This is a genomic window from Citrobacter sp. JGM124 (assembly GCF_018257795.1).
Classification (GTDB): domain Bacteria; phylum Pseudomonadota; class Gammaproteobacteria; order Enterobacterales; family Enterobacteriaceae; genus JGM124.
On sequence record NZ_JAERJD010000001.1, the window covers coordinates 305,578 to 325,715 of the forward strand.

Below are 20,138 nucleotides of genomic sequence, written 5' to 3' on the forward strand. Positions count from 1 at the left end.
ATTTGGATTGCGATTTTTTCTTATTTAAGAGAACTATCGCATAAATTATTTTCAATAGGCATTAATATTTATTTTATACAAAAATGGCTCGAGACTTATGTCTGAGCCATTTAGTATATTACTGTTTTTTCTTTCTTGAAGTAAATGCCTTGCCTATGATCGCAGCGAAAGCAATGCATGAATCAAGGCCATTTTTATCAGCGAATTGAATAAGGTAATGACCTATTTCCCGTTCACTAAAGCCATTTTTAATTAATTTTGTTGTTATGTCATCGAGATCTAATTTTTTAGAATCTGCATAGGTATAATCGAAGCTATTTTGTTCAAAATTATATTGATTAGAAACTGGCTGTGAATTATTTCTTAAATCATTTTGTCGTGAAGGTTCTTTAGGTGCAAGTGATTGTTCGGACACAATATCATTTTTGAGAGGTAAGTCATTCTCACTAAGTTGAGTTGGGGCAGCAAGTTTAATATCACCAATTTTACTCTTCAATAATACAGTTTGACCATACTCGAGTTGCATCCATTTCCACTCGTGACTTTTAGTTTTCCAGCTTTCTGGTTTTAATGGTGTGACTTTTCCTAATCCGATAATATGAAACATACCATCTCTGTCTTTAACTAAAGTATCACTTTGCGTTTGTGGTGTCTGCCATTTGTTTATGTTTGGGTAATTAAAATTTTTGGTGACAATACCTTCTGCAATGTCATTTAATCTGCTTGCTTCACTAATTATATATTTGCTGTCCTGGATACTCCACTCTGGGATTCCATGGTAACATCCCAAAATAGCCCCAGTCATACTTGCAATTGAGTCTGTATCGGTGCCTAATAAATTGACACATGAGATAATTGCTTCGTATGGAGTTGTGTTTTTGTAAAAATGACAAAGCAAAGCACTCGCAATTGCAGTGTTTGTTGCTGCTCCTCTCCTTGAGTCTTTGTTACATTCAAGGGCATTAATTGCAGATTTGTACTTATCCGACAGATCACTGTTTTCTTTAGCTGCATTTAGAGATTTTGAAAGATATGTTTTGGATTCTACTCGAATTCTATCTATTTCTTCATGCAATTTGTTACCTGACATAATCTCCCAATTAGGAAGCCAGAAGTTATTCAATTCATAGATTTCCTGAATAATATCCGGGACAGATGTGAAGTTATCAATAAAACCATTGATTTCTGTAGGGCCTGCTGGTCTACCATTTATTAACGCATACTGTAGAGTATCGGCATGCAAGAGAGCTCCACAGACTGCTATTAAGTGCCCATGAGTTACTAATGAATCTTTAATTACAGATGCAACATATTTTCTATCAGATAAATTCTTACAACTCCATACGTGGGGTTGTATTCTCATGGCGGTTCCATTTCCACCTGAGTTTATATACTCAATGCCATTGCTTTTGTAGAAGTTAGAGAACCAATTTGTATCTTTCCGCATTAGATTGGTAGCTGCTAACTTAGTTGCTCTGCCTGCACCTAATGCATAAGATAACCAAACTGGAAGCTCTATTTTAGCAAATGACTCAGTGTCAAACTCTCCATTGCTTCTAATTGATCTTGATACAGCTAATCTTAATTGTGTATCATCTGAATATGTTCCTGCCGGGAGACTCACAGTTACTCCTGAGTATCCACCAATTTTTCGATTCCAGCTAACAGGTTTCAGAAGGTAGGTATCGTTAATCCTACGCTTTAAGCCACTTTCATCCGTAAGTTCAGAAATCCAGCCAATAGCATCACCAGCAGCGGCCCACAGTGCGGAATTTATGACCTTTTGTTTTCTGAGTGAGTTCATTTTTCCCTCTTAGAATGTGTTAGGCACACCTAAAAATTTTTCTGGACAAATAATAACATTTACAGAATGAAAACCAAAGCTCCTCAATGTTCCGTGTATAGATGCTGCTTGCTCTTGGTTATGTACATAAACGCTTCTAAGAAATTTCATATCGAGTGGGTTTGGGTACAAAACTTCAGCTTGCTCGCAGGTAGTCAATCTTTGAGGTCGACCATTTCTTCTTATCGTATTTCCTCTCCACCTTGTAATCGTATCTGCAAACATAGTTTGAAGCCCTGTAGTACCATGAGTTCTTATTACAGATGTATATATATTATTCGTAGTTGTAAAATAAACATTTGGGTGAGTCAGTATAATAGGGTCAAAAGCCATAATACACCACCATCGATCTTCGTCTCTGAACCAACGCTTAGCTGCATTGAAATAACTTGTGTTTATTTCACTTATGGATAGGTTTATATAATCTAACCAATCTTCATCTTTGTTAAAAGTATCTTGGGCCTCTTTTCTCTCACTTGATACAGGTGACGCAATATAGCTTAAATATTGATCTGCATTTAATGCTTTACGAGATAAAACTTTGGCAGTACCTGCACAGCCGGTTAATCCTTTTTCAGTAGTAAAATGCAGAACCTCAGTTATACCATTATCTGTAATGTATTGTTTAATAATCATTTATAAATCTATCTCGTCGAAAGTTCCAGGGGTAAAATACTCTACCAAATCTGATTTTTCTGATTCTTTATATCCGATAACAACAGAATCTCTGGCTCGACTAATAGCCATTGCAAGTAATCTTCTCAATTGCTGTAATTTATCATCATTTTCATCTTGTTGATGTTGCATATTTTCAGTACTAAGACCTAAAATTATTACGTGATCAAACTCGAGTCCCTTCGCGGAGTTCATTGTTGATAGCGCGATATTTTCAGGCCCTCTTGACCAAACCTTATTTCTCGTAATTGTAACGTAAGGAAGGTTATGATGAGTTAATTTTTTTTCAATTTCATCAAACCATTTTCCGCCTTTAGGTTTAAGAAATGCTACTGATTCATTTTGCAAGTTAACATTATTTTTAATATAATCAATCGCATAATTAACTTGCTGAGAATATCGCCCTTTGCAAACAACTGGTTTAGGACCATGTCTTGTAGCTTGTGTAAAGTCGCTGATGCTCCCATCATCATCAATTGTTAATCCATGAGTGATTGACGCAGCAAATGCAGCAATTTCCACAGTATTTCTGTGGTTCTCCCCTAATCTAAAATAGGCCGCATTTCGCATATCTAATCCGGTTTCTACCCATGTGAAACCTCGAGGATATAAACGTTGAATTGTATCAATGACAAATGTTAAATAATAATCTTCATTTAGGTGGTTTAGTATTGCTCTAATTTGGTTAGCCGAAAAATCTTGGGTTTCATCGACTACAATTATGTCATAGCCTAAACATTCGTCATCTATCATTTTCTCACATTGTGAGTGCCAATCATCTAACTGATTATCTTGAAGGTATTGTACATAAAAGCGAACAACATCTATTAAAAACTGACGAGTTTGTCTGGTTACTTGAGGTGACAATCCTCTACCCGTTCTCTCAACTGTTAAGTAGTTATCCAATTCATGATGACGGAATCTACCACGAAAATAATCTATTTCATCGAGCACAAAGTTTAAATCCAGTCCCAGAGATAAACATCTATTTCGAAGATAAGAATCGCGATTGGCATCGCTTATTAAAGGGGTATTTAAATGCCCTCGAGCCCAATTAGCAAATGTGTCATTTTCAACAACTACAGGTATCGCCTTAGCTTTAATACTATCATTGATTAAACCCTCAATATATCCGGCTAAAGTTCTATTAAATGACAGTACTAATGTTTTGATCGGGGTCGTATCATTGTTGAGATTTCTTCGATACGTTAACGCATTGACTATTGCTGTAAGTCGAAGTAAAGCACTTGTAGTTTTGCCGCTGCCTGCTGCACCCCGAATAACTACAATACCTGACGTATTTCGACTTACTATGGGTAGTTGTTCAGGTGTAGCTCGATGGTTAGAAAGAATTTTCACATCGCTCTCCTTAAGTACTTGTGATTTCTAATTTTCTCTATATATAAAGCTTGTTGTGGGGTAGTTTGTCTGTTACTCAATGATTATAAGATTAATCTTATATGCTTTGATATTCCAGCTTTAAAGTGAAGATTTTAACTTATATTTCAGACGGCTAGAAGGCACGCTTTTTACTATGGAATAGCTTATCTGGTCATACTGTTAGAGATGTGACCTGCTCCCCGTTGATTAGAGGGCCCCGATGTGAGTAATGTCTTCATAAGCCACATGATGACATCCCTATGAAGAAGCGTTTTTCTGACGAACAGATGTTCAGGATTCTCCGAGAAGCAGAAGCAGGAATGTCTGACCTGCATGGATGATTTTATGAAGGCATGCCGGACGCTCACTATTGCCTTTGGGATTTCAGGCGTGCAAGCCACTCGTATTATGGGTCGTATTGCGCTGTTTCACTGCTATCCGGCTACGACAAGAACTTACCATGGGCCTGAGTTTACCTGCAGAGCACTTTACTAGTAGGCTTATGAGCATGGAGTGGCGCTGTGGTTTATCCAGTCCGGCAAGTTGATACAGAACGGATTTATTTAGAGTTTTTACGGACGCTTTCGCGATGAATGCCTGAATGATCATTGGCTCAGCTACGTCAGTCATGCAGGAGAGCCATCAGTGAGCATAGCGAGTCCTTGTCTATTTCTTATACCGCTATTGTACTCACCTAAAATGAAGATGAAAACTGATTGTACTCATGGCTGTACTCATTTTTGACTGCGCTGTTATGAGATGAGTTGATATATTACGAAAAGAAAAAATCCATGCAAGTCTTTTGATTTCATTGGGTTTTACAGTCTTTGTGCGATTCACTGAGATCGCATGAGACAACAGAAGCGAATTAGAAGTTGTGGGGGAGGTTCAGCACGAAAGTTATATCGCCTCATGGTTGAAATCACTGAAAGATGATAAACGCTACATTTTCAAGGCGGCCAGTGCCGCATCGAAAGCCCATCGTTATTTAATGGATTGTTGAGGAGTACGGGAGAAAGCATTTCCCATATATCCACATAAGAGAAGCCAGTGAGCGGGGAGGCCAGCAAAGCCACACCCGCGAACGGGAGCGCCTCTGCCGTCGGGGCAAGCCGGTAGAGGTCGATTGTGGGTATGTGGACAATGCGCAGGCGCTAGACCGTTAATGACATTAAGTCGGCGAATGCTACCAGTTGGCTCTCTGTCCGCCGGCGATAACATCCCTTATTCAACTGGGCCGCAATCTGTACTATTTCTGGTAAAGCAATGCGTTGTGTGGCGTTGCTGCTATCGGTGCTGCTCGGCTTGTAAATTCTTATATCTGTATCGGGTTGTCATCGGCATTCATTGCTTTGTTGGGGGTGATGGCTGAGCGGCGATTAACGTGCATCGGAGTATATTTATTGGTCAAATAAGTAACCGTTGAATGGCGATCGCTGGTTACTTGCAGATCCGTGACAACCGAGATATTTATCGCTCGGTTTGGTGAGCCATAATTAGCCTAACGATGGATTGGCTGGTGAAGCAGTACGCCTCAATAGCAATGATGTTATAGCTTCATTGATCTCTGATAGAATGTTTTGCCGGGCGGTCTATAACGGATAAAATTGACGCGCATCGTGAGTGAGATAAAGGCCGCTAAATAATCATGCAAAGGGGCCGGAACGTGGTTTTAAGTATAGTTTGCTAGCTCCAGATTTTTGAGTTCTTCCATAGTATAAAAGCGAAATACGTTACGGTGTTTAGCCTCCAATGTGACATGTTGGCTGTTTTCAATCACCTGTTTTATCGTGTCGAATAGCAGCATTAATGCCCGTTTTTTTTGCGCATCCGGTACGATGTAGAAAACTAAAAACCAGCGGTTTTCCGTTCGTGCTCTAAGATGGCTGGCGATAATTTGCTGATAGCGTGCTTTGGTTTTTAAACTGCGTTCCGTTTCAATGGCGATCCGTTTGCCATTTGGCAGCGTAATTAACCCGTCAGGCCGGTGCTTTACCTTAAACTGATTTAAAAAGGTGTTACGGTCGCCATTAATCCAGTTTGTCGCGCCTTTTTGGGCCAGTATCAGGTGTACCCGTTGATTATCAAGATGGTGATTGAGGCTCCAGCCTTTTAACTTCGCCGGTTCAAACCGAGCGGGGAAAATAGTGTCTTCAGGTTGAAGTACCACGGCGATCCCATCCTGAGTAATGCCCCACAGGGGGAGTTTACCGAGGCGAGAGACGAAAATGTATTTTTGGATAAGTCCCATGCCTTCCAGTTTATTAAGCAGGAGGTAAAGCGGTTGATGTGTCTTATATCTAAAAAGTTGTTTTAGCGTGTCAAAATCGCTGTAGGTTTCCTCTTTCAAAAAATTAAGCAGTTGTACCATTTTTTCACTGTGACGGTTTTTGCGCTCTTTATTGCTCCTTATCAACATAGCATTCCCTTATTCATCAAAATCAAAAGACGACCTTTCAGTCAGTGGATCATCCGGCGTTGTCGCGGCTGTTTTATTTTTTTCGGATAACACTAAAATGGGTTCTATTTGCTCTGCAGGTAGGTCGGTAAAGTCGAGCGGTTTTTTTATCGAGATAGGTTCGGTGGGGGAAACGTCATAAACCTGTAGCGGCTGTTTATTCACTCTTAGGGGGGAAATAAGAGATATACGGGGTAACTCTGTGGCCGTGAAAATATAGCTGACGAACGGGGGGAGGTTTAACAGCATATTGCTGTCGATATAAAAACGCTCCGCCTGTCGTATGGTGCGTTCATCGTCTATTACTTCGGTCAGTACCCGATTCGTTTTTACTTTGCGGCTTTCATCATCCACGAGAATCGTGCCGGACATTCTTGCCACCCATAGTGCGGTGTCGGGGTCTTGTAGTTTATACACGAGTTTAAATTTGGCATTTTCCACCACTGCCCCCACCACGGCATCGCCGTTTAAATCGGCGGGGCAGTCGCGTAAATCGGCTACGGACTGGTGATCCATAATGATATGCACACCTTTATCTCGGGCTGCGCTTAATCCTTCTAGCGCGGGTCGTGATAAATGATATTTCAGTTCGGCCAGGTGAATCGCAATAGGTCGCGGCGTTGCGTTGATGCGGTCGCGTAATTCAGCCAGTTGCATCAGGCGGACTAAAATCATGCGCTGAGTGGCGATCACTTTACTATTACGCATCGAACCGATGATGTAACAGCATCCGCCATCGTCAAAAACCTTTTTTAATGCCAATCCCTCCGGCGCATTAATAGCATTTAATAAGGCCAGCTCCTCTATTTTACCGAAGAACCCTTTAATCGTTTCGGCAATGCTTTGCACATAATCGCTGTTGAACAGATCGCGGATCGTTAGGGTCGCGTCTTCGGTGATTAATTGCGCGGTAGCGCGTGCGGCCCTGCGGTCGTCGATACGATAGAAGTCAGCGGCCTCGCCTTTTTCTGCCAGACTAAAGCCAGCTATAAACAGTTCCTCTAAATGCTCAGCTGTAATACCCTCGATTAGGTTGAGCTGATATTCCGGTCGGTTTAAATCGATAAGGTAGAAGGGTTTTCCCGCATCTGCACATGCTTTTCGGATTAAGTGTGGGGCCCATTCGTCATTCTTGGGATCCATTTCAAAAACACCCTCACCGGCCAGAATACTTTGGTAAATCAGTAAGCCGGTTGCCACCCCTTTACCCGCACCCGTGGTGCCGATAACATCGGCATGTTGTTTTTGCCAGTCACTGAGCGGAATATATTGTGGTGCGCTATGTTCATTAAGACCGATAAATACGCCTTTCGATAACTCAATAAATTGCTCTGGGTCATAATTCTCTGTTGTTGGTAGGAGCGCTTTTATTTCTCTCACATCGGTGCGGATCTTGCGCTCGAGGCTGGTTTTTTTAACCAGCCTTCGTTTAAGTTTATCGATCTCTGGTGTGAGAATACGGCGGGCGACGCAATGGAATATAACGCCGATCAGGGTAAATAAAATCAATATCGCCCATAGCATAACGGGCGTAGTGATTTCCCGTTTTGCAGGGTAGAGAAAACCAAGTACGTAAGAGGCAGCGGGTGATAGGGTGCCAAAGATAAAGCATAAAAGAGAGAGGCAGATAATAATGCGCTGCCATAGGGGGGCTTTTTCGTGTTCATCCCGCTTGAGCGGAATAATAAAGGGTAACGTCAACCCAGATAATAAGGCTAACAATAGCTGATGCTGTTGCATATAACCGAAGAACGCCATGGCGTTATCGGCTATGGGCATAAGCTTCTCAGTGAGTTTTTTAAGCATAGTTTAACCTTTGCGTGGTTTCTCTCGATGAGGCATCTCGGTGCATCGACTCAGTGATGGGTTATCACCGAGTGGATACACCGAGAGAGGAGGGGATTGAATGCCTTAAAGCGTTGCCCGCAGGCGGGCATGTAGAGGGGGCTATAGTCCCCTCTACCAAAGCGTGTCCCATTACATGCGGGCTGGACGCCCTTATTGCATGAGACAAGGGGGTAATGTCGCGGCTGGACGCCACGCCAAAACCCCCAAGGTCAACTGCGGCACACCGTCCACGCTACGCGTGACCATCCCCGTTACGAAGTGATTTTGACCTCTATTTTTTCGCCTGCGGCTCAACATAGCGGAAATCACTACTCGCAACGGGGATGGTCACGCGCAAAGTCGTATTATTCTCGTGCCTCGAATAATGCTCCTAAGCTTGGACGCTGTGCGGGGCAAGCCCCCCAAATAAACCGCTATCGTGGGCGATAGCTTTTTGCTCGCTGGGGCGGCAAAATTTATTCGGCTCCCCCCAACTCACGCGATTCACTGGGGTGAACGCGCGTGAGTGGTTTCGGCGACGCTAAATTAACAATTTTTCCAAAATTGAATTTAGCTGCCTCAATCCACTTCTCGTTAACAATTCACTCTGAATTGAACGATAAGTTAAAATCAATTGCGTGATAGCTTACCCTTAGTCTGCTTCGTGCCAGGAGCGGACATTGCTAGATTCATGGTGAATTATTCAGCCGGGAGCAGGTCAGCAGCGTACTCTAAACTATTTACTATATTAGATTAACCATTTATGCTATGCGAAAATCTTAAAATTAGTATGTGGCTGAGTTTAATGTATTGAGAGAAAAATGACTTTAACAGAACTAAAAGAAACCTGTATTTTTAGATATAGAAACTTTAACATAAATACAAAAAGAGAAGTGGTCAATTTTGAAATGTGGCATTCAAATATCGAAGGGTTGAACGACCCATTCGAATTCCCTATTGTAGTTAACTGGGGTAATCTACGCAGCAAAGATAAGTCTCTTTTAGTTAATTACGCTTTAAAATATAATTTATTAAGTAAAGATGAGTTATCTAAAATGCTCATAGACGAAAAAAGTTATGGCGTACAGAGTATTTACAGAGTCATAATGGAAAATCTAGAACGCTCAACTATAGCATTAAATGACTATATAAATACTTTGTTAGTCTGTTGTTTCAGTGAAAACATGGAGTCCCCCCTCATGTGGTCACATTATGCAGATGGAATGAGAGGGGTATGTATTGCATATAACAGAAGGTCCATTGAAAATCACGAGAACTTCGATTTACAACCGGTAACATATAACACTCATCCTATAGAGTTCAATCACGGCGATCTAAAAACAATTCCAGTAATCAATGAATTCAAATCTTTCGATTTTAAAAACTCAGAGCCTATTTTATCTGAAGGACGGTTAGTTAGATTAAAATCCCAAGAGTATTTATTTCAAAAACATATAAGCTGGAAGTATGAGGGTGAAATAAGAAATATAGTTGAACCCAACAAAAGACTTAATGGACAGCTAGTATCATTTCCAAAATCGGCCATTAAAGCAATAATAGTTGGATGTAAAATGCCTCGTCATAATGCAAGGCTGACCTTGAGATTTTGCAGAAAAAACAATCTTTCAATGTTTATTGCTTATCCTGATAAGGCTAACTACAAAGTTAATTTTAAAAAAATTATTTAACATCTTGATTGTGAAATAATATATTTCATTGTGGGCGATCTTGATTTTTATCGAAAGCAATACAATTTAATTGTAATAATTCATCAAGTGGTAAGATTTTTTCTATGAAGCTATAAATACTATTTCGCGGATGAGTTCATGAGGATAATTTACCTCACATAGTTAAATTAATGTCCGCTCCTCGCTCATAGCAGCCCTTACAACGCTTTAAACGGCCACTTACAAACAATCTCACAGAGCCCTTTCTCTTACATCGATACCCCAACTATCACCCTCTAATTCGCCCAAACTCCCCGATTATTTTGGCTATCGCTGCCGGGTCGGCGGTCTTGCATTGCCCCAGAAGCACTTTACGCATATTGGATGTTTTCGATGGATCAAATCGGCCTTTCTTTTTAAATGCATTAAGGCTGAAAAAGGCTTTTTCGGCACTGCGGCATTCACTGCCGCCGCTGTTTCCCGTTACTTTTCCGTACATACACAGCACAATTTGGCATGGGTCGGCGGCAAATGTTGGTGTAGAGGTGCAAGCGGTTAGGCACAGAAGTGCCACCGCGATGGTGTTTTCTTTCATCATATTTTATTCCTTAAGGTGGTGTTGAGATAAACCAATAACGGCCGATGCCATTTGGTTGTTCTATGCCTGGGAAACAGGGAGGAATCTGTCTTACCGCCGTTAGCGGCAAAGATAAATATCGGTGGTGTTGCAGATAAGGCAGTGGGTTTTGGGCCGGTAGGCGATAAGGGCTGTCGCGCCCTGTTGTCGCAGCCAGGTTTTAGCTGCAAAGAACGCCGTCGCATCCGGCGCAGTGACTGCGATATGGGTGGAATGTGCGATGGCATACCAAATATCAGGCGTCCATTCCTGTGAATTACCCTGAAAATTGGCGATTATCCTCGACCAGTGTCCGGAGGCCACTGGCGAGCGTGTAACAAGGCTATTTTCCTGCCATATTGGCAATGTATGGTTAATGGCCGCAAGGGGGTTATCCCATTCGATAGCTGTCGGTTTTGGCGGGGCGGAACACCCCGCAAGTAGCAGGCATACATAGAGTAAAATCCGGAGATTAAAATGTGTCATGTCTGAAATTCTCCATCATCAAGGCGCGCTGCACCGGTTTAAAATAAATATCCCCCATGCGCCGAATATCGCCGCTAACATCAATGCTGGCGATAACATCGATGCTATTGAGGACTTTGCGCAGCAGGACCGAATAGGGGATGTTCTGGCATTCGACGTTTTGATAACAACGCTCTGCCAGTCCGTTAATCGCCTCTTCCGGGTTACCGGCGTGTAGAGAGGTGATCAGCCCTTCATGGCCCGAGCCAATGATTTTTAAACAGTCCCAGGCTTCACCCCCGCGCACCTCGGCCAGTAAGATCCGATCTGGGTTCATACGGTAGTTAGCCTTGACCAGGCTTGCCGGGGTTACGATGGCTTTTTCTCCGGCATCGGCGGGGTAGAAGAGATGGACGTAATTTTCATGGCCGTAAAAGCGCGTCTCCGGGTTGTCCTCGATAGTCACTAGGCGCAGGTTTCTCGGGATATAGCCGATCATCGTTTTTAGGTAGGTGGTTTTCCCCGACCCGGTACCACCTACGATAATGATGGTTTTGCCATACTCGACACACTTCTCCATAAACCGGGGAATATCACCGGCATGGTATAAACCTAAAAGTTCGTCATCATGACTGGCGGTTTTTTCCTTACCCATAACCCGGTCGTAAAAACCGCCGTCGATATAGGACTGGTGGGGAATTTGTATCAGGGAGGGTTTACGGAGGGTGATCGACACCGTGCCGCGCTCACAAGCCGGGGGCACCACGACCTGGCAGCGTTCGCCAGACTCAAGGGTGGCAGAGAGGACCGGCGAGGTATCATCGATATGGTCACCTTGATAGTTGGCCAGGGCGGTAGCAAAGGTCTGGCACTGTACCAGCGTCAGGGGAACCCGGTGTTTTTGCCATACCCCACGTATTTTGGTAAATAGCTCACAGGGGCGGTTTACCGCGATTTCAGTTAGGCCATCGAGGGATAGGTAATCCCCAAACATGCGCTGTTTATGCTGGTGGAGTGAAATATGACTGACGCCCATCATGCTCTCCTTGCTTGAGTTTTAAGCGGTAAACGCCTGAAAAGTCGATATCTGAGCCGGTTATAATCCCAATGATATCGCCTTGGTTTTTGTAGATGGTTGGCGGGATATTGATACTGTTATCCAGCGCCGTTTTTGCCATTTCAGCGGCGGCCGTGCGCGAGTTTTCCGTGTAATCGGTATGGCGATCTGTCGATGGAGTGGCGCTTGTCGCCGCGGCGGCGACGTCCTGCACGGTACTGAGCATCATGGCGTTGCCGAAACGTTCCCAGAAATGGGTATCGATCCAGCCGTCAATACCAGCCTCGCCAAGGGGGCCGACAACCTGAGAATCAACCAACGGAATTTTTAGCCTGTTTGGGGTCCTCAATTCGGTCCACATCACAAACATCCGCGCCTGGCCGTGATTGAGGGTCCCGGTTTTGTAGATGCCACGGGCGCGGGTGCCCGCGGGTATCAGTCGGACATGGGTGCTTTCGCTGTAAACATCCTCGGCAATCAGGCAGGAAATACGCCCGGCAACATCGGATACAAAGCGGGTCTGCAGCGTACAGGGAATATAGGTATCGACCGGAAGAGATAAATCCGGGTCAAGCCGTATACGCTGTACGCCGCTGACAGTAGACACCTGCGGTGCTGTGGGGGCGGCCTGCGCTCCCACCGGACAAGTCAGTTTTCCGCTGGCATCCATGACCAGCATTACCGGACAGGGGGTATAAGGCTGGGCAGTTGTAGGCGATATCCCACTGCCCTTGGGGAGGCTGCGTTCCGCCGTGCGCGACACTGTCGCGGTTTGGCCGCTGTTTTGCGGTTTAGAGATAGTGGCCAACGCCAGGGATTTGTTAAAGGCCACGACGGGTGGGGCGGTCTGGGGCTCCGGTGTTGGGGGTTCGCTTGATGTGTGGTCCGGCAAACCCAGGGGATTTTCCGCCATCCCCATGCCTTGACGTTTCCGTCCGTAGCTCACTTCATCCGCGACTGTTTTTGTCGGTGCTGTCTGGGGAGAGGGGCCTTTTAAAAAATGGTTATAAACCCAATCTCCCATCCAGGCAACGAGGATCAACGCCGCCAAAAGCAGGATACCCAGCATCATAAGACGGTTTCCCCCCCGTTTTTTAAGGCTATTGATCTCGGGCTGGTGGGGTTGCACATCATTCGCGGGCGTAGACGCTTGACGCTGTGCTTGGGCCCGTTCCCGCGCTTCGGCTTCCAGCTCAGCCAGGGTTTTGGTGTTCTCGCAGACCGGATTTTCGCCCTGACGGACAGGGGCAGGTCTTTGTCTCTCCGTCATGGTTTTACCTCCAAGTTAACCGCCGGGGATACTGTGCTGCCGAGGCTTAGCCTTGCCAGCCCCCATCCCTGATTCACAATGCCCACCACCGCATCGCCGTAGCGTAAGACCAGTTTTTCAGCCAGAGAAGGAATCACCATCACGCGATAGTTGCCGTGCTGGGTGAATGAGGGGAGGGTCGTTTGTTCTTGACCATTGACCAGTAGGAAGGGACTGGGAATTTTTTTTAGCGGAGAAAAACCGAGGTAAGTAAAGCGCCCATCATCATAGGCAAAGTCGGGTATGATCCTTTCGCTTCCGGCCTTTACACGCTGGGCATAGCGCCAGTTTCGCGGCGTGGCGGCGGCGTTAAACGCTTGGGCGATGCCGCTTTTTTCTTGCGCCTCTCTCTGCGCTTGTTGCCGTACTTTCATCGCCGCTATACTGGCCTGGCGACTGGCATCGGGATAGTTCCAGGTCACAACAAACGCCAGGCTGTTTGCCGGGGTGCCTTCATCGAGCACGTTAAGTTCCAGGCTGTAGAAGTGCGCCGAGGTGGTGACAAACAGATTGGTTTTCCAGTCTTTTGACGTGGGTAAAAATGCCTGCTGAACGGTTGAACCGTCGGTATCCGTCACCGGCTGGGTGATAGGGGCGGGGCGAATATAGACTCGGTTGGCCTCTTTGGTCACCGCCCAGCCTTTAATAAAGCCGACTTCGCTACTGATCACCGCTTCATCATCGGCAAAAACTAATGTGGTGACGTACCCGGCGCGGGTGTTGATCACTGTGGTATTTTGCCCGTTGTATGCCACCTGCTGCATACGGCTGTCGTATCGGCTTCCTTGGGGCAGTGCGGCTCCCCAGGCGATTGCATCGAGCATCATCGTGAGCATGATAAATAAGAGAGTACGCATTATTCTTTCCTCAGTTCTTTGTCGCGCTGGTAGCTGGTGACGGTGAAGCCCAGCGGATTGCTCTCCCGCTGGGCTTCAGTGAGAGCCTGGTGGGGCAGATAGCGGTAAGTCAGACGGATATTCCAGAATTCGACGCGCGTTGCGCCGTCCACAATATGGCGGATAGTTTTTTTCAGGCGCAGGGTTGCCAGCTTATCCGGGGCGGTAGCGAGGCTTATCAGGTTGGAAATAACCTCGATTTCCACCAGATTCGCCGCGTTTTGGTAAACCTTGTCCGGGGCATCCGGCCCGGCGAACCCGGCAAGATAATCCGCGTTGACCTGCCCACTGTTAAAGAGCTGCACCGTGTCGTAATTGTTTTGTAGGGCGAAATAGTTGTACTCCTCCCGCAGCTTGGCGTAATGGGCGGCGAAGGCTTTGGCCATCGCCTCTTCGCTGGCAATATCTTTTTCTTTGATACGCGTGACGTATTCTGCTCGCCCGCTGTGGCTATCTACGGTATACAGCGCGACCTCCGTGTGTTTCAGAGGCAGCATGACGATGACCGCCATCATGGAAAGTAAAGCCAATAGCGTGGCTGCAGCGGCGATAATACCGGCGAGTTTTTTCGCCTGAGCATCCCGGGTCAGCATCACTTTTTCAAAGGAGCGGGAGGTATTCAGTATTTTGGGTAATTCAGACATTATTCACCTCTTGGATAACCGAGGGGGAATTAACGGGTTGTAGATCGCCGGAAATATCCGGCGGAAAAGGGCTGGGCGCTGTGCAGCCCGCAAGGGTGCACAACATCATCAATAGGATGCAGGATTTCATGGGTTAGGTTCCTGAAAGGATTAAAAGATAAGCGGTCTTGGGATAGAAATAGGTGAAGCGGGATAGCGGTTAGTGTTGGGCTTTCATTTTTGCCACTGCGGCTTTTGCCGCTGCTTTGGCATTGGGGGGCGATAATGGTCCTTTAAGATTGCTGGCCGCCTTTTCGCCGATGCTGCCTAAGGTATTGCCAATCGGTGTGGCGAGACAACTGGCGGATTTTTTTACCGCATCGCCACTGGCTATTAGCCCCATTTTAGCTGCACCTTGGACCGCCCCCTGTACGCTCGCCCCGGCCAGAGAACCGGCGATTTTTGCCGCTAACCAGATAACGAACCCAGCGCCAATGGCGGCAAGGCAACATTGTGCCGCCAGTGTCACAATATTGTTTATATCAGCCCCGCCTCTGGCTTTATCTAGCACTCGACTGAGATATTCGATTGCTATACGTAATGACAGGGCCGAAAACATCAGGGTCAGGAGCGCGCTGAAAATGACCTGCAGCCAGTTATTGAACATCGGATGCAGAAAACCGTAAATCAGGCAGAAAATAAACAGAGGGGCCGTGGTTGTCATTAGTAACAGCATTATTTCAGCGCCCATATTCACTATGGTGGCAATCACCAAAACAACGATGGTTCCTCCCCACACCAATAATTCCGCCAGGCCACCGTTGAGGGGGACATAAGTCGAATCATCGAGATTAAACAGTGTCTCCCCTAAGCGTTGTGCTTTCCCCCAGAGGGTATCCAAGAGGACCCAAACATTTTCACTGCCACTTAATCCGCTTTTTAAACCATTGATGGCGGCAACAGATGCATCTAAATAGCCATCCGCATTGGTAACAAAGGCCAAGATGATCCCCATCCGCGCCAAATCCCATGCGACATCCTCGACAGGCGTATGCAACTTACCTGCTAGGGTTTGATAGCCCCGCCAAAAAATGTACAAAGTGGCCGAGCCCGCCACTAGCCCTGCCATCATCGCTGAATACAGGGACATTTGCCCCTGTATCACGCTATTCAAACCCTGCATGACAGTGGCCTCCATTCCGCTAAAAATGCCTTCGCCACTCATGATGTGGGGTTCTCCGGTTGGGTTTTACGTTGTAGATACTCCATTTTGACGTGTTTTATACCGGCGGCAACATCAGGTTCATGCTTTGATCTTTTGGCGGCATTGACCACCGGGATGCATCGCTCGCTACTGAAAGTCTGGGTTTGCAAACAGTCGGCATAGTCTTGGATTAATTCATCATGATGGGCCATATACCACTGCTCGGTTTTTTTCTCTTCACAGCCCCCGAGAGCCAAAAGACTTAAAATAAGCAGGGGGGATACAACCGCGCGGGTGTTGAGTGTCATCGATAAAATCCTTTTTATACGTTGTTTAAGTCCGCCACCGGGGCATTGTGTTGCTGCTGGCGATGTGCTTTTTGTCGCTGGGATGTTAGCATTTTGTCGCGTAATTCCGACTGTTTAACGCTCATTTCCCACTGGGTGGTCAAAGCATTCAGCTGCACACTTTTTGCCGTGATGGCGTTGGCCAAATCCTGAGACTCTTTAGCGTCTTGCGCCATGGCTACGCGATGGGCGAGGGTGGCAATATCGTTGACCGTGCTGTTGATTTTTTCCTGCACCAAAGCGCTATCTTCGATAGCCACAGCCCGGTTAATCACAATTTGCTTGCAGGTATCTGCATAGCTTTGAGCCTGTACTGCCGCGCAGGTGTCAAACATCTTATATTTGCTGTACAGGCTGTTGAGCGCGCTACTGTATGATCCGCCAGCGTTAGTCAGTAGGTCGTTAAGTGAAATGCCATCTTTTTGCAAATTTTTAAGATCCTTGGCTAATCCCTTCGCTTGGATCAAAAATTCTTGAACATCCCGTAGACCGGTCACGGTCGCCAGTTGCGCTTGGTAGGCATTAAGCTGAGATTGATAGTGCTGAACGGTACTTCGCCACTGTTCTAAGTGCTGGGCCCATTCATTGACTTGTTCAAGATGGCTCATGGTATCTACCACCGGAATACCACCAGCATCGCTGAATAACGGACAGAGTAAAACCCCCGCCAGACAAGGGGCGGTCAGCATTTTTAGTTGCATATTATTTCCTTTTAGAGCGCGAGTTGCAGATAACGTGTCAGCCAATCCTCGGGCTTCATGCCGTCCTGAAAGAGAGCATCAAAGATTTCCAGATTGTCAGCGCTGCTACTTAACACTTTGGTGTAGGTACCCAGCCCAGACAGATCAAGGGTGACAAGAGCCGCAAAGTTGCCTAAATCACCTTTTTTCAGCGGGCTTTTCACAACCACAAATTGACGGGACAGCGGATCGAGATTTTTAATGATATCGAAAATTTCCGGGGCGACTTTAAGACCCTCAACATAGTCCTGGCGATCGGCTTTTGGGTTAGCCATAAAGATTTGCGTCCCACACTGTTCCACCACGGCGGGAGAGATGGGGTTAGTCAGTATTTCCGCCGGTGACTGGGTACCAGGAATAAAGATGCCATTGAGCTTGCGAATAACTTTCAGCACATTGAAAGCAAAATCAGCAAAAACCGGGTCGTTGAGCCATTTCCAAAACTCATCCATAAAGATCACCAGTCGTCGTCCATCGAGTAAGCTGGTGACGCGATATAAAAGGTAAAACGAAATCGGGGCGCAGACATCGGCATCATCGAGAAATTCGGTACCATCGATGCCGAAATTATCGCATTCGCCAATATCAAAGCTGTCCCGATCATTATCAAAAACCCAGGCGTATTCACCCCCTTGGGCCCACTGAGACAATCTCACACGCAGTCCATTTTCCTGTGCTTCTTTGGTGGGCGGCTCGGTGAGGTTCTCCAACAAGCGGGTAATACCAAACCCTCGGTGTTCCGCCGGTAATGCCTGCATAACCGCATCCACCGCCTGACTAAGACGCAGCTCGTCCCGTGGGAATAAGGTTTGTCCGTTGCGGGTGCAGAGAATGCGCATCAGTTTTTTAATAAAGTTCAGATTGCGTTTGGTTGCAGGAAGACGAAAGGGATTCCAGCCGGTCGGCTCCCCGCTTTTCACCTTGTAGTACTGTCCGCCCAGCGCCCTTAGATTGAGTTCCGCTCCCCTGTCCTTATCGAAATAGACACTGGTAAGACGCTGGGTTCTCGCCTGGTGGGAAAAACTCGCGGGGTGACGGTATTTTTGCATCATGATCTGGATAAATGCCATCAGCATAGTTTTACCTGAACCGGCGGTGCCGATAACGCTGGTATTGCCCAGATTCTTTTGGTTGAAATCATCTTTATTCAGCATTGAATTGTGCAAATTCAGGTAATAGGCACCCCCCGACGGAGTCTTGAGCACGCACAGCGCTTCCCCCCAAGGATTGTTATCCCGCTTTCCCGAATCGAAGTTATGGAATGAGGCCAGTTCTGCAAAATTCTGACTGCTAATCGGGACCAATCTCGGCCTTAGGGTATACACCCCAGGCAGTTGCGCGAGGTAGGCCGCAGGCAGTGATAATGTGGAGAGCGTAGGAGTGATACCTAAATCGGTAAAGGCATTGATCAGGCCGTTGGTGTCTTTAATCAGCCGTTTAGTATCGGGGGCTGAGACCATCAGAGAGAAATGATATTTACCAAAGGCAATATGTCCGGCCTGCAACATATCCAGGGCCACAAACAAATCGTCCTGTTGGGAAAGGGCATCATCTTCGGTGCTGCGCAAACGCTTGGCGGTCTGCTTGATGTGCTTTTGTGCCTCATCTTTGGCCATACAGGTAAAAGATTGGGTGAGTACATAATCACAGGGTGCATATAGCAACACGTCCATGATCCCAGTGAAAGATTCTGCTGGGTAGTCTTTTACCTCCAAGCCCCGAAAGAAGGTTTTTCCGCTCACGTTGTTGCTTTGCCCGGCGTCGTCGGTGAAAAACAGATCAGTGGTACCGATCGATTGATAAAATGGTGTGTCCGTGACCGCCGTTTTGTGCCAGACACCGCTTAACAGCCGTTGATAAAACGACAGTTGCGATGAAAATACCCGTCCTTTTTCTTCATAGGCCCCGAGCGGGGTAGCGGTGAAACGTGCCAGGGATGACTCTAGGGTCTGGCAGATCTCCAACATATCCTTTAAAGCACTGTCTAAGGCATGTTGCTTCTGCCCGTTAGACATGCGTTTACGTTCTACCTTATCCAGCCCAACAAAAGGCCGATAACAGGCGGTGAAAAATAAGCGATTACGACGGAAAGGGTGCTTTTCAATTGCCGAGTAGTAGCGTTGGCTGACCCTGTCGGCGAAATTGTTACCCGAATACCCGGCAAACTGGTCGTGGTAGGTTTCACGGATATTGTGCACATAAAAGGTTATCGGTCGGCCTTCGAAGGACTTGATTAGGTTATTAAACTGAGCAGACAGAATGTCGAGATTTTGTTCCGTATCACATTCAAACGCCGTTCCGCCAATTTCCCAAGTGGCGATCAGATCGCTACTTCGGGTTTTAATGACCTGTTTATGAATGTGCGACGAATAGGGAATGTACTGAGTGAGGGTGGCCCGTTGGTTAAGTCGCATAGGGTTGATAAACTCCGGAATATCTACCGCGTCGTAGTCGTTCGCCAGCAAGGCAGTGGCGTTGTAGTGGGTGTTACAGGTTGTATTCCCCCGTGTTTTCAGCCTTAAAAAGGCTAATCCGAAAATATGTGCATCCTTGCGCGCCATCTGGTTCATCACAAACCAGCTTAGGGGCAGAAACAGCAATAAAAGCTGAGTAAGGTAGATTGCCAGTAGGATAATTGCTCCGCTGACGATAACTAACGGCACCAACGGAATACCAAATAACATCGCGGGACGCGTAAGGGCTTTATTCAGCGTTGCCATACCGCCTCCTAGCTCATCAATAGCGCACCAATTTCGGCACCACTGGCAATCAGAATGCCGCCGATGATGATCCCTTTACAGTCGTGAAGACTTTTGCCGTCCCACAATACTTTGTAGCCCACCCAGATAACGGCGATGGTAATGGTGACAATAGCCAGTCCGGTGAGACCCGCAGAAATTTTTTCCAGAAGCCTTTCGGCCTTGGAAAATCCGTCGGCGAGTGCTGGTAAGGGAAGGGCGGCTGAGGCCGAAACAGCCGCAGGGCGAATCCGATTATTTTTGCTAACGCGTATTCCTAGCATGGTATTTCC

17 protein-coding genes and 2 pseudogenes are annotated in these 20,138 nt (G+C 46.3%); 3 read left to right on the forward strand and 16 right to left on the reverse strand.

From position 1 onward, the window contains the following. Positions 1-118: 118 nt before the first annotated feature. The 3 genes from JK154_RS01430 to JK154_RS17825 are packed head-to-tail and all read right to left on the reverse strand — an operon-like array spanning position 119 to position 3,877. Positions 119-1,804, reverse strand: a complete 1,686-nt coding sequence (locus JK154_RS01430) for an ADP-ribosylglycohydrolase family protein (protein WP_211990695.1) — start codon at positions 1,802-1,804, stop codon at positions 119-121. A gap of 9 nt (positions 1,805-1,813) precedes the next feature. Then, positions 1,814-2,479 carry a DarT ssDNA thymidine ADP-ribosyltransferase family protein gene (locus JK154_RS01435; protein ID WP_211990696.1) on the reverse strand — a complete coding sequence of 222 codons (666 nt, stop codon included), beginning with the start codon at positions 2,477-2,479 and terminating at the stop codon, positions 1,814-1,816. Further along, a complete protein-coding gene (locus JK154_RS17825; protein ID WP_211990697.1) occupies positions 2,480-3,877 on the reverse strand; it encodes a 3'-5' exonuclease in 1,398 nt (465 codons plus the stop codon). 330 nt (positions 3,878-4,207) lie between these two features. Here JK154_RS17825 and JK154_RS17685 point away from each other — a divergent pair. Together JK154_RS17685 and JK154_RS01445 are read left to right on the forward strand one after the other, a co-directional pair. Further along, positions 4,208-4,531 (forward strand): annotated as a pseudogene (locus JK154_RS17685) (integrase core domain-containing protein); the annotation flags it as partial. A 229-nt stretch (positions 4,532-4,760) separates the two neighbouring features. After that, positions 4,761-4,901, forward strand: a pseudogene (locus JK154_RS01445) (zincin-like metallopeptidase domain-containing protein); the annotation flags it as partial. Between the two features lie 669 nt (positions 4,902-5,570). Here JK154_RS01445 and mobC read toward each other — a convergent pair. Together mobC and JK154_RS01455 are read right to left on the reverse strand one after the other, a co-directional pair. Next, positions 5,571-6,317, reverse strand: coding sequence for a MobC family replication-relaxation protein (gene mobC, locus JK154_RS01450; protein WP_211990698.1), 747 nt, complete (start codon positions 6,315-6,317; stop codon positions 5,571-5,573). Positions 6,318-6,326: 9 nt separating this feature from the next. Continuing rightward, the gene (locus JK154_RS01455) at positions 6,327-8,162 is read right to left on the reverse strand and encodes a TraM recognition domain-containing protein (RefSeq protein WP_211990699.1); all 1,836 of its coding nucleotides are present in this window, start codon (positions 8,160-8,162) and stop codon (positions 6,327-6,329) included. An 842-nt stretch (positions 8,163-9,004) separates the two neighbouring features. On the opposite strand from JK154_RS01455, the gene JK154_RS01460 reads away from it, so the two are divergent. Continuing rightward, positions 9,005-9,871 (forward strand): DUF2971 domain-containing protein, encoded by an 867-nt coding sequence (locus tag JK154_RS01460; protein WP_211990700.1) that lies wholly within the window; start codon positions 9,005-9,007, stop codon positions 9,869-9,871. Positions 9,872-10,139: 268 nt separating this feature from the next. Here the strand turns inward: JK154_RS01460 and JK154_RS01465 are convergent, their stop codons facing one another. The 11 genes from JK154_RS01465 to JK154_RS01515 form a co-directional block, all read right to left on the reverse strand. Next, positions 10,140-10,445: a conjugal transfer protein gene (locus JK154_RS01465; RefSeq protein WP_211990933.1), complete on the reverse strand. Its 306-nt coding sequence runs from the start codon at positions 10,443-10,445 to the stop codon at positions 10,140-10,142. 102 nt (positions 10,446-10,547) lie between these two features. Beyond that, on the reverse strand, positions 10,548-10,952 hold the full coding sequence (locus tag JK154_RS01470) for a cag pathogenicity island Cag12 family protein (protein ID WP_211990701.1): 405 nt from the start codon (positions 10,950-10,952) through the stop codon (positions 10,548-10,550). Beyond that, complete coding sequence (gene virB11, locus JK154_RS01475) at positions 10,939-11,967, reverse strand: P-type DNA transfer ATPase VirB11 (RefSeq protein WP_211990935.1); 1,029 nt, start codon at positions 11,965-11,967, stop codon at positions 10,939-10,941. The genes JK154_RS01470 and virB11 overlap by 14 nt, the downstream gene beginning before the upstream one ends. Then, on the reverse strand, positions 11,933-13,258 hold the full coding sequence (gene virB10 / locus JK154_RS01480) for a VirB10/TraB/TrbI family type IV secretion system protein (protein WP_211990702.1): 1,326 nt from the start codon (positions 13,256-13,258) through the stop codon (positions 11,933-11,935). Before virB10 ends, virB11 begins: the two co-directional genes overlap by 35 nt. Next, positions 13,255-14,154 (reverse strand): P-type conjugative transfer protein VirB9, encoded by a 900-nt coding sequence (gene virB9, locus JK154_RS01485; protein ID WP_211990703.1) that lies wholly within the window; start codon positions 14,152-14,154, stop codon positions 13,255-13,257. The genes virB10 and virB9 overlap by 4 nt, the downstream gene beginning before the upstream one ends. Next, positions 14,154-14,837 (reverse strand): type IV secretion system protein, encoded by a 684-nt coding sequence (locus JK154_RS01490; protein WP_211990704.1) that lies wholly within the window; start codon positions 14,835-14,837, stop codon positions 14,154-14,156. The genes virB9 and JK154_RS01490 overlap by 1 nt, the downstream gene beginning before the upstream one ends. 199 nt (positions 14,838-15,036) lie before the next feature. Then, complete coding sequence (locus JK154_RS01495) at positions 15,037-16,041, reverse strand: type IV secretion system protein (protein WP_211990705.1); 1,005 nt, start codon at positions 16,039-16,041, stop codon at positions 15,037-15,039. After that, positions 16,038-16,328 (reverse strand): EexN family lipoprotein, encoded by a 291-nt coding sequence (locus tag JK154_RS01500; RefSeq protein WP_211990706.1) that lies wholly within the window; start codon positions 16,326-16,328, stop codon positions 16,038-16,040. The genes JK154_RS01495 and JK154_RS01500 overlap by 4 nt, the downstream gene beginning before the upstream one ends. 14 nt (positions 16,329-16,342) lie before the next feature. Next, positions 16,343-17,068: a type IV secretion system protein gene (locus tag JK154_RS01505; protein ID WP_211990707.1), complete on the reverse strand. Its 726-nt coding sequence runs from the start codon at positions 17,066-17,068 to the stop codon at positions 16,343-16,345. Positions 17,069-17,079: 11 nt separating this feature from the next. Then, positions 17,080-19,827 (reverse strand): VirB4 family type IV secretion/conjugal transfer ATPase, encoded by a 2,748-nt coding sequence (locus JK154_RS01510; protein WP_211990708.1) that lies wholly within the window; start codon positions 19,825-19,827, stop codon positions 17,080-17,082. An 8-nt stretch (positions 19,828-19,835) separates the two neighbouring features. Next, positions 19,836-20,129, reverse strand: coding sequence for a TrbC/VirB2 family protein (locus JK154_RS01515; RefSeq protein ID WP_211990709.1), 294 nt, complete (start codon positions 20,127-20,129; stop codon positions 19,836-19,838). Positions 20,130-20,138 lie beyond the last annotated feature (9 nt).

Excerpts from the sequence above, each read along its gene's own strand:
- mobC (WP_211990698.1), bottom strand. The coding sequence starts at position 6,317 with ATGTTGATAAGGAGCAATAAAGAGCGCAAAAACCGTCACAGTGAAAAA.
- JK154_RS01500 (WP_211990706.1), bottom strand. The coding sequence starts at position 16,328 with ATGACACTCAACACCCGCGCGGTTGTATCCCCCCTGCTTATTTTAAGT.
- JK154_RS01505 (WP_211990707.1), bottom strand. The coding sequence starts at position 17,068 with ATGCAACTAAAAATGCTGACCGCCCCTTGTCTGGCGGGGGTTTTACTC.
- JK154_RS01470 (WP_211990701.1), bottom strand. The coding sequence starts at position 10,952 with ATGACACATTTTAATCTCCGGATTTTACTCTATGTATGCCTGCTACTT.
- JK154_RS01490 (WP_211990704.1), bottom strand. The coding sequence starts at position 14,837 with ATGTCTGAATTACCCAAAATACTGAATACCTCCCGCTCCTTTGAAAAA.
- JK154_RS01495 (WP_211990705.1), bottom strand. The coding sequence starts at position 16,041 with ATGAGTGGCGAAGGCATTTTTAGCGGAATGGAGGCCACTGTCATGCAG.
- JK154_RS01435 (WP_211990696.1), bottom strand. The coding sequence starts at position 2,479 with ATGATTATTAAACAATACATTACAGATAATGGTATAACTGAGGTTCTG.
- virB10 (WP_211990702.1), bottom strand. The coding sequence starts at position 13,258 with ATGACGGAGAGACAAAGACCTGCCCCTGTCCGTCAGGGCGAAAATCCG.
- JK154_RS01515 (WP_211990709.1), bottom strand. The coding sequence starts at position 20,129 with ATGCTAGGAATACGCGTTAGCAAAAATAATCGGATTCGCCCTGCGGCT.
- JK154_RS01460 (WP_211990700.1), top strand. The coding sequence starts at position 9,005 with ATGACTTTAACAGAACTAAAAGAAACCTGTATTTTTAGATATAGAAAC.
- virB9 (WP_211990703.1), bottom strand. The coding sequence starts at position 14,154 with ATGCGTACTCTCTTATTTATCATGCTCACGATGATGCTCGATGCAATC.
- JK154_RS01455 (WP_211990699.1), bottom strand. The coding sequence starts at position 8,162 with ATGCTTAAAAAACTCACTGAGAAGCTTATGCCCATAGCCGATAACGCC.
- JK154_RS01465 (WP_211990933.1), bottom strand. The coding sequence starts at position 10,445 with ATGAAAGAAAACACCATCGCGGTGGCACTTCTGTGCCTAACCGCTTGC.
- JK154_RS01430 (WP_211990695.1), bottom strand. The coding sequence starts at position 1,804 with ATGAACTCACTCAGAAAACAAAAGGTCATAAATTCCGCACTGTGGGCC.
- virB11 (WP_211990935.1), bottom strand. The coding sequence starts at position 11,967 with ATGGGCGTCAGTCATATTTCACTCCACCAGCATAAACAGCGCATGTTT.
- JK154_RS01510 (WP_211990708.1), bottom strand. The coding sequence starts at position 19,827 with ATGGCAACGCTGAATAAAGCCCTTACGCGTCCCGCGATGTTATTTGGT.